The sequence below is a fragment of the Streptomyces sp. 11-1-2 genome (assembly GCF_003595545.1).
Classification (GTDB): domain Bacteria; phylum Actinomycetota; class Actinomycetes; order Streptomycetales; family Streptomycetaceae; genus Streptomyces; species Streptomyces hygroscopicus_B.
Map to the genome: position 1 here is coordinate 7,492,973 of NZ_CP022545.1, position 13,801 is coordinate 7,506,773.

Consider the following 13,801-nt stretch of genomic DNA (forward strand, 5'->3'; position numbering starts at 1 on the left):
TGTGACAACCTTCGTCTTCCGTAAGTCGAGCTACAGCGGCGGAGAGGAAGAGTGCGTCGAGGTGGCCACGAACGTCCCCGACATCGTGGCGATACGCGACTCCAAGAACCCCGGCGGCCCGATACTCCGGGTCACCCCCGCCGCGTGGGCGGACTTCCAGACAGCGCTCACCGCGTTCGCCGAGTCGTCATCGCACGAGTGCGGCGTTGGACCGGCGTCCACCCCTATTCCGTCGTAACTAACGTCGCACTCTCCCCAGCCCTGGCCGGAGGCCAGGCACCCAGGAGGCCCAGGCCACGCGACGCGCGGCCGGGCGTACGCCCAGTGCGCCCGGCCATATTCCCTCCGCACCCAACACGTTGTGACCCACATCACCGGAACTCGGTACTCAAGCTGGTCAGCCAACACGCGTGACCACAGATATGCGAACCCGGGTACGGGCCGGGGATCCAGACACCTTCGCGGAGTTGTTCGACGCGTACGCGCGGACCGTCTACAACCACGCCTTCCGGCTGACCGCCGACTGGTCCGTGGCCGAGGACGTGATGTCGGCGACGTTCATGGAGGCGTGGCGCCGCCATGCGTCGGTCGACGCCGAAGGCGGCTCGCTGCGGCCCTGGCTCCTCGGCATCGCCACCAACGTCGCCCGCACCCACTGCCGCAGCAACCGGCGCTATCGGGCCGCTGCCGCCGCTGCCGCCGAGGCGGGGCCCGCCTCGTTGCGGATACCCGACCACGCCGAGGAGACGGCCGGACGCGTGGACGACCGGCGCCGGATCAACGCCACCCTCACCGCGCTGAGTTCGCTCAAGCGTGCCGAACGCGAGGTCCTCGTCCTCTGCCTCTGGGAGGGCATGGAGTACGCCGAGGCCGCCGAAACCCTCCGCATCCCCATCGGAACCGTCCGCTCCCGGCTGTCCCGAGCCCGCACCAAGCTGCGCAAACTCGCCGACGCCGAACTGCGCCGCAAAAAACGGGAACTCACTCCGCTCACCCGGCAGGTAAAGGGCGATCGCACTCACGCGATCCGGTCCGCAGAGGAAGGAATCCGATGAACCACGCCAGCCCCTCCCAGCCGCATCCGGCTGAGTGGCCGGAGACCCAGGAGTTCCTGGGTGCCGAGGAGCGGGGTCTGCCGGCGGGCCGCCACGAGTTCCACAAGGAGCATCTGATGGCCCAGATCCACGACGACCTCCGCACCACCAACGGCACCCCGGCCGCCCCCGCGCGGCAGCGCAACCCGTTCCTGCGCCGGACGATCCTGCTGCCCGTCGGGGCCTGCGCCCTGGCCGGTGTGGTCGCCACCGGCTTTGCCTTGGCCGGTGGTGACGACGGCGACGGCAAGACCCCCCTGGCCACCGGCCCCGCGCTGACCACCCAGGTCGGCACCGCCCATGCCAAGGGCGCCCCCCAACTGCTGGACCGCATCTCGCTGGCCGCCAACGACGACGCCTCCGGGCCCACGGTGCGCGACGGGCAGTTCCTCTACATCGCCTCGAAGGTGGCCAACACCTACCCCAAGACCGTGGACGACAAGACCACGGTGGTGAGCGAGGAACTGCACTCCCGCCAGGTCTGGCAGTCCCCGGACGGGAAGGACGGCTGGCTGATCGAGCCGGGCCAGACCGGCGACAAGGGGATGACCCTGGCCGGTGAACACCCGATCAGCGCGGCCTACAACGCCCTGGTGAAGCTGCCCACGGACCCCGACGCGCTGCTGCGGAAGATCTACCAGGACGTCGACGAGAACCGGGACAAGGAGGTTCCCCGCGACCAGGCGGCCTTCGTCGCCATCGGCGATCTGCTGACCGAGAGCTACCCGCCCGCCAAGCTCGCCCCCGCCCTCTACAAGGCCGCCGCGAAGATCCCCGGCGTGGTCGCGGTGGACGACGCGGTCGACGCCACCGGCCGTCATGGGGTCGCGGTGGCGAGGCTGAACGAGGCCGATGGCCAGCGCGAAGAGTGGATCTTCGACAAGAAGACCCTGGCCTTCCTCGGTGAGCGCACGGTCCAGGCCCAGCCTCCCAAGGACGGCCCGATCAAGCGCGGCACCGTCCTCTTCACCAGCGCGATCACCGAGCGCGCGGTCGTCGACGGCAACAAGCAGCTCCCTTCCCAGGCGGGCTGACGTGAAGCGACAGGCGCAACAGGCGAAGAGCGTGCGCGAAAGCACATCGACGGCCTCCACGGCCGCGCTGGCCGCTCTCCTGGTCGCGGGAGTGATGACGGGGGCCGCGCTGGCGGCCCCCGGGGCCGGCCTCGGCGTGCGGACGGCGAGCGCCGCCACCAGCACCGGGTCCGGCACCGGGTCCGGCACCGGTTCCCCGGTCAGGAGCATCACCCTGATCACCGGGGACCGGGTCCGACTGGACGCCGAGAACCAGGTGATCGGCGTCCAGCACGCCCCCGGCCGCGAGGGCGTCCCGGTATCCGTCCGCCGCTCCGGAGACGACAGTTACGTCCTGCCGTCCGACGCCGCCGCCCTGATCGGCCAAGGCGCCCTGGACAAGCGGCTGTTCAACATCAGCGGCCTCGTGCGCGCCGGGTACGACGACGCCCGTCGCGGGACGCTGCCACTGATCGTGTCGTACCAGGGGAAAGCCGCGAAGAAGAGGGACGCGGCGAAGACGGCGCTGTCAGCGGCGGATGTGACCGTACGCCGCGAACTGCCCAGCGTGGCTGGCGCCGCGCTCAGCGTGCGCAAGGCCGACGCCGACAGCGCCTGGCAGGCCCTCACCGCGACCGCCGGTACCGGGCACGCCCGCACGGCGGCCCCGGGGATCGCCCGCGTCTGGCTGGACGGCCGGTTCAAGGGGCGGGCGGGGCCCAAGGCCGGGGCGAAGGCCGGGGCGAAGGACGTCAGCCACAACGTCACCCAGATCGGCGCGCCGACCGCCTGGGACGCCGGATACGACGGCAAGGGCGTCAAGGTCGCCGTCCTGGACTCCGGCATCGATACCACCCACCCCGACCTCGAAAAGGCGGTGACGGAGGCGAAGGACTTCTCCGGAACGGGGAGCACCGACGACAGGGCCGGTCACGGCACCCATGTCGCGGCGACGGTGGCGGGCTCGGGCGCCCGGTCCGGTGGCCTCTACAAGGGCGTCGCGCCCGGCGCGGAGATCCTCAACGCCAAGGTGCTGAACGACAGCGGCGAGGGCACCGACTCCAGCGTCATCGCGGGCCTGGAGTGGGCCGCCGACCAGGGCGCCAAGGTCGCCAACCTCAGCCTGGGCCAGTTGGACACCCCGGGGCGGGACCCGGTCGAGACGGCCGTCAACTCCCTCTCGGAGCACAAGGACCTGCTCACCGTCTCCTCGGCGGGCAACGACGGCCCCACGGCCGGAACCATCAGCACCCCCGGCTCGGCGGATTCGGCGCTCACCGTCGGAGCCGTCGACGGCGAGGACGGCATCGCCGAATTCTCCAGCACCGGCCCGACCGCCGACAGCACGCTGAAGCCGGACCTCACCGCGCCGGGCGTGGACATCGTCTCGGCGAAGGCGGCGCACGGCGACATGGGGGACCCGGCCGCGGACGGCTACGTCGCCATGTCCGGTACGTCGATGGCGGCACCGCACGCCACGGGCGCCGCCGCGATCCTGGCCCAGGAGCACCCGGACTGGACCGGACAGCGGATCAAGCAGGCGCTCACCGCCTCCACGAAGCCGACCGCCGGTCTCGACGCGTACCAGCAGGGCACCGGCCGGGTCGACGTGGCCCGGGGGATCGCGCAGAGCGTGGTCGGCGAACAGACGTCGGTGTCCTTCGGCAAGCAGATGTGGCCGCACACCGACGACCAGCCGGTCACCAAGCGGATCACCTACCGCAACCACGGGGAGAAGCCGGTCACGCTGGACCTCTCGGCCACCGCGACCGGCCCGGAGGGCAAGGCCGCCCCGGACGGTCTCTTCAGCCTCAGCGCACGCCAACTCACCGTCCCGGCGGGCGGCACCGCGAGCGTCGACCTCACCGCGGACACCCGCACCGAGGGGCCGGACGGCGCGTACTCGGGCGTGCTGGTCGCCACCGCGCAGGGCGGCGACACGGAGGTACGGACGTCCTTCGGCGTCATCCGCGAGGCCGAGGCGTACGACGTCACCCTGAAGTTCCTCGACCGGCAGGGCAAGCCCGTCAGTTCGCCGCTGACCGAGATCAAGAGTTACACCACCGACTACTGGACCACCGCGTTGGAGGACCACCAGGAGACCTCGAAGGGCGTCTACAAGCTGCGTATCCCCCGGGGCGACTATGTGGTGGACACGGTGATGTCCGAGGACACGGACACCTCGCTCCTCGTCCAGCCGAAGCTCGCGGTCACCAAGGACACCACGATCACCTTCGACGCCCGCGAGACGAAGCCGGTCGAGGTCACCGCCCCGGAGAGCGCGAAGATGGCCACCGGCTATCTGAACTACCGCCTGGGCGCGCCCAGCGGTCTCAACGCCACCCTGTTCTACGGCGAATCCTTCAAGGGGCTGCGCACCGCGACCCTGGGCCCGTCCCCGGACGCCGGGAAGTTCAGCACGCAGATCGGCGGCCTGTGGCAGAAGGGCAGTACCACCTACAACCTGCTCTACAACCTGCCCGACCGCTTCCCCACCGGCTACCAGCGCACGGCCCGAGCGAGCGAACTGGCCCTGCTGAAGCGGCGCATCGGCTCGTCCGCCCCGGACCGCAAGGGTGTCCTCAACGCGCTGTGGAGGGGCCCGGAGCTGTCCCTGGGCACGACCAGCGCACCGTTCGCGCTCCCGGCGACCGCGAAGACGTACGTCACCACGCCCGAGGGCTTCCCCTGGACGGTCGGCGTCAGCCAGCAGGGTCCCGCCGCGGACGACGACACCGATGTGTTCTACCCCGAGGAGCAGCCGACGTCGTACCGGCCGGGCCGGACGTACGAATCGACCTACAACGTCGGCGTGTTCAGCCCGGCGGTGGACAAGGACCACACCGCGCGCCGCTCCGGTGACACGCTCGACATGTGCGTCCCGAGTTTCGCCGACGGCGGCGGCCACGCCGGTTCCTCCCGGGTGAGCGAGCAGCACACGACCGTCACCGCGGGCGGCAGGAAACTGCTCGACAACGATGGCGACCTCTGCCAGACGGCCGACGGCCTTCCCGCCGCCTCGGCGCCGTACACGATCCACACGGACGTGACCCGCCCGGCCGAGGTCGCCGGTGTCACCAGCCGTCTCACCGCCGACTGGAGCCTCACCTCCGCGAAGCCGAACGGCTCGGAGACCGCGTCCCTGCCCCTGTCCACCGTTCGCTTCCACCCGGAGCTGACGACGGCCAGTACAGCGAAGGCGGGCAGCCGGATCACCGTCCCGCTCTCCCTCCAGGGCCCGGCCGCCACGCACCTCAAGTCGCTTGCGGTGCAGGTGTCCTACGACGAGGGCGCGACCTGGACCAAAGGACCGGTGACCACCACGGATGGCAAGCGGAGCCTGGACCTGACCCACCCGAAGGACGCCACGTCGGTCTCCTTCAAGGCCGACCTGACCGACACCGACGGCAACACGTACGCCGTGACGATCCTGAAGGCGTATCTGCTCTCCTGACCGAACCGCTAGGAGCGAGCGCGGCCCCCGTGAGCAACACGCTGACGGGGGCCCGCGCTCGCGGCCCCCGGGTCCGGCCTCGGCGTGCGGACGGAAGGGTAGCCGCCACCGGGGACCCGGCCGGGTCCATCACCCCGGCGGGGTTCGGGGCCGAGTGCGGGGCGGAGTTCAGGGTGGGGTTCAGACCTCCTCGCGCATCAGCCGCAGGTACACCATCGAGAACAGGGCTCCGACCAGCAGCAACAGCAGCGCCACTGCCGTGCCGTAGCCGATGAGGGACTTGTTGAACGCCTGGTCGTACATGAAGACCGGGAGCGTCTGGCTGCGGTTTCCCGGGCCGCCCCGGGTCATCGCCCAGATGAGGCCGAACACCGACAGCGTCTGCAGGGTGTTCAGCATCAGATTGGTGCCGATGGAGCGGCGGATCATCGGCAGGGTGATGTGCCAGAAGCGGCGGAAGCCGCCCGCGCCGTCGACCTCCGCCGCCTCGGTGATCTCCTTGGGGATCTCGGAGAGGGCGGCGGAGTAGACGAGCATCGAGAAGGCCGTGCCGCGCCAGACGTTGGCGAAGGACACGGCGAGGATGGGCAGGGTGTAGAGCCAGTTCTGGGACGGCAGGCCCAGCCAGTCCAGCAGCGCGTTCAGCGTGCCCTCGCGGCGGAAGAACGCGTACAGCAGGAAGCCCGCCACGATCTCGGGGACGACCCAGGCCGCGATGACGATCGCGCCGGTCAGTGTCCGCACCGGCCGGGAGGCGCGCTGCATCAGGGCGGCGAGGGCCAGGCCCAGGGTGTTCTGGCCGACGAGGGAGGAGAGCAGGGTGAAGACGAGGGTGAGGACGACGGCGTTGCGGAAGTCGTCGTCCCCGAAGGCGCGCTGGAAGTTGTCCAGCCCCACGAAGTCCGTGGAGGACGCGCCCGTGAGCTGCATATTGGTGAAGGCGATATAGACGCAGTACGCGATGGGGCCACCGAGGAAGAGCAGCAGCATGACGGTGGCGGGGGCGAGCGGAAGCCAGCGCAGGGGGCGGCCGCGACGGGGACCCGGCCGGGCCGGGGTGTCCGTCGGGGCCGCCGCCACTTTGGTCGCGGTTGCCATCGGGGGCGGCCCTCAGCCCTGGCCGCTCGCCGCCACCGTGGCGCCGTCGGCGATGGATTTGAGCTGGTCGTCGTAGGACTTCGCGGCCTTCTCCGGTGAGGAGCCGCCGGCCGTCGCCGCCTCCATGGCCTCGCCGATCGCCGTGGACACCTGGGGATAGACGGGGGTGGTGGGGCGGTAGTGGGTGTACTTCACCAGGCCCGTGAAGAAGGTGATCCCGGGCATGGAGGAGGTGTACTTCGGGTCCTGCGCGACGTCCTTGCGGACCGCGATCTGGGCGTCGACGATGTCCCAGGTGACCGCGTTGTCCTTGGTCTGGAGCTGCTGGATGAACTTCCAGGCCAGATCGGGGTTCTTGGACTTCGCGGTGATCGCCCACGTCCAGCCGCCGGACATGCTGACCTGGCCGGGCGCCTGCCCGTTCTGGGTGGGCATCGGGGCCTGGCCGAGGGTCTTGGACCACTCGGGCCAGGGCTTGCCGCCGGTCTTCAGCCAGTTCTGGCCCAGCCAGGAGCCGTCGAGGGCGATGGCCAGCTTGCCCTCGGGGAGCCATTCGCTGAAGACGGTCGTGCCGACGTTGGGATCGAGGGCGTCGGAGATGTCCGGGCCGAGTTTCTCGGAGTAGACGGTCCGGAGGAAGCCCAGGGCGTCCTGGAAGCCCTTGCCACCGGTGACCCACTTCTTGGCGTCGGGGTCGTAGAGCGGGTTTCCGCCCGCCTCGCCCGTGCCGTACAGCAGCATCTCGAAGCTCTGCATCACGGAGGTCTCGCCCGGGGCCTTGCCGGTGTAGGTGTTGAGCGGGGTGACGCCGGGGACCTTCTGCTTGATCGTGCGCGCCGCCTTGAGGATGTCGTCCCAGTTCTTGGGCGACCAGTCGGCCGGCAGCCCGGCCTTGGCAAAGATCTTCTTGTTGAACCAGAGGCCACGGGTGTCGGTGCCGTCCGGGACGCCGTACGTCTTGCCGTCCTCGGCCTTGGCCGCCGCCTTCGCGGTGTCGACGAACTGGTCCCAGGTCTTCCACTTGGCCAGATAGTCGTCGAGGGGGCGCAGATAGCCCGCCTTGATGTCCGAGTTGATCCGGAAGGTGTCCTCGTAGACCAGGTCGGGGGCGGTCTTGGGGGACCGCATCATCTGCTGGACCTTGGTGGCGTAGTCGTTGTCCTGCGCCTGGATCGGGACCAGCTTGACCTTCTTGCCGGGGTTGGCCTTCTCGAACTGCTTCTTCACCTCGGCCAGATGGTTGTCCTTGAAGCGGATCTTGTTGTCCGTGGAGCGGTTGTAGACGACCTTGACGGTGTCCGGGTCGCTGCCCGAACCGCCACCGCAGGATGTGAGTCCTGCGGTGGCGGCGAGGGTGGCGGCGAGGATCAGTGGGGCGGTGGGGCGCACGGGCACGACCTCCTTGCTGGCCTCTGTGGGCTGCGCGCTGACCGTAAGGTCGGCTTCAACGGAAGGTCAATCCCCGTGACCTGGATCGTCACTTGATCGAACGCCGCCGCGGGGGTACGCCCCGGGCGTACGGGGGCGTGGCCCAGCCGGTGGCAGCCGGACTCAGCCGTTGTAACCCGCGAGGACCTTGGTGAAGTCGTACGTGCCCTGGTCGATCCCGCTGCAGGCGTCGCCGTCCGTGCCGGAGCCGCACTTGCGGTCGCGGTTGAGCGACCAGAAGCTGACGCGGGCCAGGTGGTGGCTCTTGGCGTAGGACACCATGTCCTTGAAGTTGTTCAGGGATATGGTCTCGCCCGCGACGTCGGTCTTGCCGTTCATCGAGGAGAAGCCGACCTTGCGGTAGGCGGCGTCGGAGGAGAGGCCGTAGGCGCTCGCCACGGTGTTCTTCAGACCGTCCACCGCCGACTTGGTGGCCCCCGCCATGTCGATGGAGCCCTGGCCGAAGTCGAACGGCATGACCGCCCAGCCGTCCACGTCGAGCCCGGCCGTGGCACCGCGCTTGACCAGGTCCTTTCCATTGGCGTCGGGGCCGGACGTGGTGGTGCCGAAGGTGACGTACACCTTGATGCCGCTGTTCTTCTGCTTGACCGTCTTGAGCGCGTCGACCACGCGCTGGCGGACCGTCGCGTTCTCGAACTCGCTCGCTTCGATGTCGATGTCGATCGACTTGAGCTGGTAGGCGTCGATGACCTTCTGGTAGGCGCCGGCGAGGGCGGAGGCGGAGGAGCACTTCTCGCCCAGCTTGTTACCGCTCCAGCCGCCGAAGGAGACGGTGACATCGCCGCCCGCCGAGCGGATGGAGTTGATCGTGGACTGGTCGTTGCCGCCGGTGAGCGCACGGGAGCCGTCCCACTTGGGGTTGCAGCCGCCGTCGGAGAGCATGAACGCCATGGTGAACTGCTGGGTGCCGGTGGCCGACATGACGTCCGTGGCCTTGGGCGGGGAGCCCCAACCCAGGTAGAGGTAGGGGCCGTTGAGGCCGCTGGGCGCGGCGGCGGTGTGCTGCGGCGCGGCCTGGGCGGTGGCCGCCGTGGTGACGCCCGCGGCGAGCAGGCCGACAGCGGCGGCGAGGGCGAGTCTGCGGTGATGCCGGGAACGAGGCATGGCTGACGGAGCCTCCTGGTGGGGGGTGGGAGGGAAGTCGAGCGAGGCGCGATCTGGCGAGGCTGAACCTAGCGAGGCGGCATGCCCGCGACAAGATGTCGGATAGGAAACTTTCCTATCGGGCGGGGGTGGTGGGTGATCCGGCGGCGTGTGATCCGGCGGCGTGTGATCCGTGGTGCCCGGGCCCCCGCCGGGGTGTGGCGTGGTGCCCGGGCCCCGCCGGGGTGTGGCGTGGTGCTGCCGGGCGCGTGGCTCGTCGCGGCGGCCCGGGCGGTGCCGGACCGGGTCTACCGGGTGCTGGGCCGATTCCAGAAGTGGTGGGTGACGCCGCTTGCCGAGGTCGCCGACTCGATGGTGAAGCGGTCCTGGACTTCGGCCAGTCCGTCCCACACCGAGACCCCGGCGCCGAGGGTGATGGGCACGGTGACCAGGTGCATGAAGTCGATGAGGTCGGCCGTCAGGAACTGCCGGACGGTGGAGGGGCCGCCACCGATGCGCACGTCCTGGCCGTCGGCGAGGTCCTGGGCGTAGGCGAGTGCGTCCTCGGGCGTGGCGTCGAGGAAGTGGAAGCTCGTCCCGTTGTCGAAGTGGATGGGGTCACGTCGATGGTGGGTGAGCACTACCACGGGCGTGCGGAAGGGGGGTGCGTCGCCCCACCAGCCTCGCCAGTCGTCGTCGGTCCACTCGCCGGTCTGTGGGCCGAACTTGCCCCGGCCCATGATCTCGACCCCGATGCCCTGACCCCAGGTGCTCGTGAGAGCGCGATCGAGGGTGATCGGTTCATTCGCGACGTCCACGCCGTGGATGAACCGCCCGTCGAAGCGCGCGAACAGTCTCTCGGCGTCCCCGATGGGTTTGTCGAGCGTGATCGTCTCGCCCGCGCTGTAGCCGTCGAGGGAGACGAAGAAGTTGTGCACTCGGACCTTGGCCATGCGGTCCACCTCCGGTGAGTGATTGCGAACTGCAACTGGTTGATGAACTCTACGATGGAGGAGTTGCGGGTTGCAATCAGTCGGGAGGTGTGTGCGCGATGCGTGAGGAGCCGCGTTCGGGTTGTGCGATCAACGCCGCGGTGGAGGTCCTGGGGGACCCGTGGACGCTGATCGTGCTGCGCGACGTGATCTTCGGTGGACGTCGTCACTTCCGCGATCTGCTGACCCGGAACGATGAGGGCATCGCGTCCAACATCCTCGCCAGCCGCCTGCGCAAGCTCGTCGAGGGAGGGCTGCTCAGCCGCGACGATGCCACGCGTGGCCAGAAAGCGACCTACACCCTCACCGAAGCCGGCATCCAGACTCTCCCGGTGATGGTCGCCCTCGGCGCGTGGGGGTTGCGGCACCGGCCCACAACCCCCGAGCTCGCGGTGCGAGCCCGACTCCTCGCGGAGGGCTCCCCGCACCTCGTCAATGAGCTCATGGACGAACTGCGCGAGCTCCACCTCGGCGTCACTCGCGAAAACCCGAAGAGCCCCACCGCTTCGGAGCGGTTGCAGCAAGCGTACGAAGCCGCGATCGCGGCCGGAGGCAGCCGCTCCTAGCGCTCGCTCAGTGCTCGCTGAGCCAGCGGTACAGCAGTTCGGGGCGGCCGATCTGTCCGTAGTGCGGGGCGCGGGCGGCGCGTCCCGCCTCCACCAGGTGTTCCAGGTAGCGGCGGGCGGTGATCCGGGAGATCCCCACGGTCTCGGCGGTGGCCGCGGCCGAGATTCCCTCCTCCGCGCCGCGCAGCGCCTCGGTGACCGCGTGCAGGGTCGCCTGGGTCAGCCCCTTGGGCATCGCGGCGGGCTGCGGCGCCCGCAGCGCGGCCAGCGCCCGGTCCACCTCGTCCTGCCCGCTGGCCTCGCCCGCGGTCGACCGGAACTCGGCGTACCGGAGGAGGCGGTCCCGGAGGGTGGAGAAGGTGAACGGTTTCAGCACGTACTGCACGACCCCCAGGGAGACCCCGTCGCGGACCATCGCCAGGTCCCGGGCCGAGGTGACCGCGATCACATCCGCCCCGTTCCCGGCCGCGCGCAGCGCCCGTACGAGCTGCAGGCCGTGCCCGTCGGGGAGGTAGAGGTCCAGCAGCAGCAGATCGGCGGGCGTGCGCTCCAGCAGCCGCTGGGCGTCCCCGCCGCTCCGCGCGGTCCCGACGACGGCGAAGCCGGGGACGCGGTCGACGTACATCCGGTGCGCGTCCGCCGCGACGGGGTCGTCTTCGACGACGAGAACCCGGATCGGCGCCGGATCCCCCGGTTTCGCCTGCGGCGGGCTCATGGACGGATTCCTCTCGGATGACTCTCGGACGAGGTGCGGAACGCGATGCGCGCGGAAGCTCAGGGCTCCAATTTACGGAGGGTAACCGCAGGTGGCCAGATCTCTACGGTGATGATTCCCCTACCGCTCGTGCCGGGGCGTTTGCCCACCGGGTCCCCGCCCATGCGCGGCTGAAAATGGCCCCGGCCGCGGCCGGGGGTGGCGGGCCGCCCCGGGCTCGCGGTCGTCCGGTGGGTGTCGAGTGGCTGTGGCGGGATGTGGCGTCGGTTCGCGCGAGGAGGCCGGGCGGCCGCTCCCGGTACCGGGCTGGGTGGTGTGCCGTGCGGCGGTCGGCGCTGGGTCGGGCGGGCCGGTCCCGCCGGGGCCTTGGCCGCCCCGCGTCCCGTCCGTGCGCGGCTGGACAGGGCCGCCCGGCGGCGGGGGTGGCGGGTGGCGCCGCGCCCGGGGAGCCGTGCCCCCGCACCGGTGGCGCGCCGATGCCGGGCGGGGCTTCGGCGGGTGCGGCGCGCCGTGCTGACACGCGGTGCTCGGCCGGGTGGCCGTCCGGCCGGGCCCGCTCGGGGGCGCCTGGGCCCCGGGCGCGGGCCGGTCGGCCGGTGGGTTGCCCGGGGCCGTGAAGGGGCTCATGGTGTGGCGGCCGGGGTTGCCAGAGGCAGGCGGACCGTGAATTCGGCGCCGCCGTCCGGGGCGGCCGACACCTCCACCGTGCCCGCGTTGCGGCGGGCGGCCTGGCGGACCAGGGCCAGGCCCAGGCCGCGACCCTGGGACTTCGTGCTCCAGCCGCGCCGGAAGACCTCCTCGATCGCCGCCGGGTCCAGCCCGGCCCCGGTGTCCGCGACGCTCAGCGTCAGCTCGCCGGCGTCCGTGCGGGCGGTGACCGTGACGCGGGCGCTGCGGGGTGCCCCGCCGTGGCCGACGCCCTCCGCGGCCGCGTCCGTGGCGTTGTCGATGAGGTTGCCGAGGATGGTCACCAGGTCGCGGGCGGGCAGACCGGGCGGGAGGACGCCGTCGTCGATGCGGCTGTCGGGGGCGAGGACGAGTTCGACGCCGCGTTCGTTGGCCTGTGCCGCCTTGCCCAGCAGCAGCGCGGCCAGCACCGGTTCGGCGACCGCCCCCACCACCTGGTCGGTCAGCGCCTGGGCCAGCTCCAGCTCGGCGGTGGCGAAGTCGACCGCCTCGTCCTCCCGGCCCAGTTCGATCAGCGAGACGACGGCATGCAGCCGATTCGCGGCCTCATGGGCCTGGGAGCGCAGCGCCTCCGCGAAGCCGCGCACCGAGTCCAGCTCGCCGGAGAGCGCCTGGAGCTCGGTGTGGTCGCGCAGGGTGACGACCGTGCCGCGCTGTTCGCCGCTGCTCACCGGGGAGGTATTGAGGACCACCACCCGTTCCGCGGTCAGATGCAGCTCGTCCACGCGCGGCTCGGTGGCCAGCAGGGCGCCGGTCAGCGCGGGCGGCAGGCCCAGGTCGGAGACGTAGCGGCCGACGGAGTCCTCGGGCAGGCCGAGCAGCTCCCGCCCGCCGTCGTTGATCAGCGCGATCCGCCGCCCGCCGTCGAGCATCAGCAGCCCCTCGCGCACGGCGTGCAGCGCGGCCTGGTGGTAGTCGTGCATCCGGCTCAGCTCGTCCGCGTTCATCCCGTGCGTATGGCGGCGCAGCCGGGCGTTGATGACATACGCGCACAGGCCGCCGAGCGCGAGCGCGGCCGCCGCCACACCGAGCAGCGCGAGTAGCTGCCGGCGCACCTGGGCGCTGATGGTGTCCACGGTGATGCCCGCGCTGACCAGCGCGGTGATCCGGCCCCCGGCGCGGTCGTCGCGCACCGGGGCGACCACGCGCACGGAGGAGCCGAGCGTGCCGGTATAGGTCTCGGCGAAGATCCGGCCACGCAGCGCGGGCTTGATGTGGCCGAGGTAGGTGGCGCCGATCTGGCGCGGATCGGGGTGCGCCCAGCGCACACCGTGGGTATCCATGATCGTGACGAAGGTGACGTCGGTGTCCCGGCGCACCTTCTCCGCATACGGCTGGAGCCGGGCGGTGGGGTCCTTGGACCGTGCGGCCTCGGCGACCGACGGGGAGTCGGCGACGGCCACCGCGGCGGCCGTCGCCCGCTGCCGCGCGGCCACCACCGCCTGCTCGCGGTCGGTGACGTAGGCGAAGACGGCACATCCGGCCACCAGGGCGGCGACCAGTACGACCTGCATCGCGAAGAGCTGGCCGGCCAGGCTCCGGGGGTGGGGGATGCGCATGGACATCAGTCTGCACACGCATCTTTGTATGAACGAAATGAACGGAAGGGTGACCCCCGTCACAGGGGTGGGGCATAGTCGCCGGGACCGT

At 70.9% G+C, this 13,801-nt stretch carries 11 protein-coding genes; 5 read left to right on the forward strand and 6 right to left on the reverse strand.

Features of this window, described 5'->3' with window-relative positions:
* The first annotated feature begins 1 nt into the window (after position 1).
* The 4 genes from CGL27_RS32345 to CGL27_RS32360 all read left to right on the forward strand — a co-directional run bounded on the left by CGL27_RS32345 (position 2) and on the right by CGL27_RS32360 (position 5,561).
* A complete protein-coding gene (locus tag CGL27_RS32345; RefSeq protein WP_119991528.1) occupies positions 2-238 on the forward strand; it encodes a DUF397 domain-containing protein in 237 nt (78 codons plus the stop codon).
* Between the two features lie 172 nt (positions 239-410).
* Positions 411-1,055 carry an RNA polymerase sigma factor gene (locus CGL27_RS32350; RefSeq protein ID WP_119991529.1) on the forward strand — a complete coding sequence of 215 codons (645 nt, stop codon included), beginning with the start codon at positions 411-413 and terminating at the stop codon, positions 1,053-1,055.
* Positions 1,052-2,128 carry a CU044_5270 family protein gene (locus CGL27_RS32355; protein WP_119991530.1) on the forward strand — a complete coding sequence of 359 codons (1,077 nt, stop codon included), beginning with the start codon at positions 1,052-1,054 and terminating at the stop codon, positions 2,126-2,128. The genes CGL27_RS32350 and CGL27_RS32355 overlap by 4 nt, the downstream gene beginning before the upstream one ends.
* Before the next feature lie 31 nt (positions 2,129-2,159).
* Positions 2,160-5,561 carry a S8 family serine peptidase gene (locus tag CGL27_RS32360; RefSeq protein WP_240450718.1) on the forward strand — a complete coding sequence of 1,134 codons (3,402 nt, stop codon included), beginning with the start codon at positions 2,160-2,162 and terminating at the stop codon, positions 5,559-5,561.
* Positions 5,562-5,741: 180 nt separating this feature from the next.
* Here the strand turns inward: CGL27_RS32360 and CGL27_RS32365 are convergent, their stop codons facing one another.
* From CGL27_RS32365 to CGL27_RS32380, 4 genes are all read right to left on the reverse strand, one after another.
* Complete coding sequence (locus CGL27_RS32365; RefSeq protein WP_078643764.1) at positions 5,742-6,659, reverse strand: sugar ABC transporter permease; 918 nt, start codon at positions 6,657-6,659, stop codon at positions 5,742-5,744.
* A 12-nt stretch (positions 6,660-6,671) separates the two neighbouring features.
* Positions 6,672-8,048: an ABC transporter substrate-binding protein gene (locus tag CGL27_RS32370; RefSeq protein ID WP_119991531.1), complete on the reverse strand. Its 1,377-nt coding sequence runs from the start codon at positions 8,046-8,048 to the stop codon at positions 6,672-6,674.
* Between the two features lie 162 nt (positions 8,049-8,210).
* Positions 8,211-9,212 (reverse strand): chitinase, encoded by a 1,002-nt coding sequence (locus CGL27_RS32375; protein WP_119991532.1) that lies wholly within the window; start codon positions 9,210-9,212, stop codon positions 8,211-8,213.
* Positions 9,213-9,499: 287 nt separating this feature from the next.
* A complete protein-coding gene (locus tag CGL27_RS32380; RefSeq protein ID WP_119991533.1) occupies positions 9,500-10,144 on the reverse strand; it encodes a dihydrofolate reductase family protein in 645 nt (214 codons plus the stop codon).
* A 98-nt stretch (positions 10,145-10,242) separates the two neighbouring features.
* Between CGL27_RS32380 and CGL27_RS32385 the strand changes: the two genes are divergently transcribed.
* Positions 10,243-10,749 carry a helix-turn-helix domain-containing protein gene (locus tag CGL27_RS32385; protein WP_119991534.1) on the forward strand — a complete coding sequence of 169 codons (507 nt, stop codon included), beginning with the start codon at positions 10,243-10,245 and terminating at the stop codon, positions 10,747-10,749.
* A 7-nt stretch (positions 10,750-10,756) separates the two neighbouring features.
* Here CGL27_RS32385 and CGL27_RS32390 read toward each other — a convergent pair whose 3' ends face one another.
* Both CGL27_RS32390 and CGL27_RS32395 read right to left on the reverse strand, forming a co-directional pair.
* Entirely contained in the window at positions 10,757-11,464 is a 708-nt protein-coding gene (locus CGL27_RS32390; RefSeq protein ID WP_119991535.1) for a response regulator, read from the reverse strand.
* 623 nt (positions 11,465-12,087) lie between these two features.
* Positions 12,088-13,710 (reverse strand): sensor histidine kinase, encoded by a 1,623-nt coding sequence (locus CGL27_RS32395; protein WP_119994655.1) that lies wholly within the window; start codon positions 13,708-13,710, stop codon positions 12,088-12,090.
* Positions 13,711-13,801 lie beyond the last annotated feature (91 nt).

Bases quoted from the DNA above. Each gene is read 5' to 3' on its own strand.
- CGL27_RS32355 (WP_119991530.1), top strand. From the start codon at position 1,052: ATGAACCACGCCAGCCCCTCCCAGCCGCATCCGGCTGAGTGGCCGGAG.
- CGL27_RS32365 (WP_078643764.1), bottom strand. From the start codon at position 6,659: ATGGCAACCGCGACCAAAGTGGCGGCGGCCCCGACGGACACCCCGGCC.
- CGL27_RS32375 (WP_119991532.1), bottom strand. From the start codon at position 9,212: ATGCCTCGTTCCCGGCATCACCGCAGACTCGCCCTCGCCGCCGCTGTC.
- CGL27_RS32380 (WP_119991533.1), bottom strand. From the start codon at position 10,144: ATGGCCAAGGTCCGAGTGCACAACTTCTTCGTCTCCCTCGACGGCTAC.
- CGL27_RS32385 (WP_119991534.1), top strand. From the start codon at position 10,243: ATGCGTGAGGAGCCGCGTTCGGGTTGTGCGATCAACGCCGCGGTGGAG.
- CGL27_RS32390 (WP_119991535.1), bottom strand. From the start codon at position 11,464: ATGAGCCCGCCGCAGGCGAAACCGGGGGATCCGGCGCCGATCCGGGTT.
- CGL27_RS32395 (WP_119994655.1), bottom strand. From the start codon at position 13,710: ATGCGCATCCCCCACCCCCGGAGCCTGGCCGGCCAGCTCTTCGCGATG.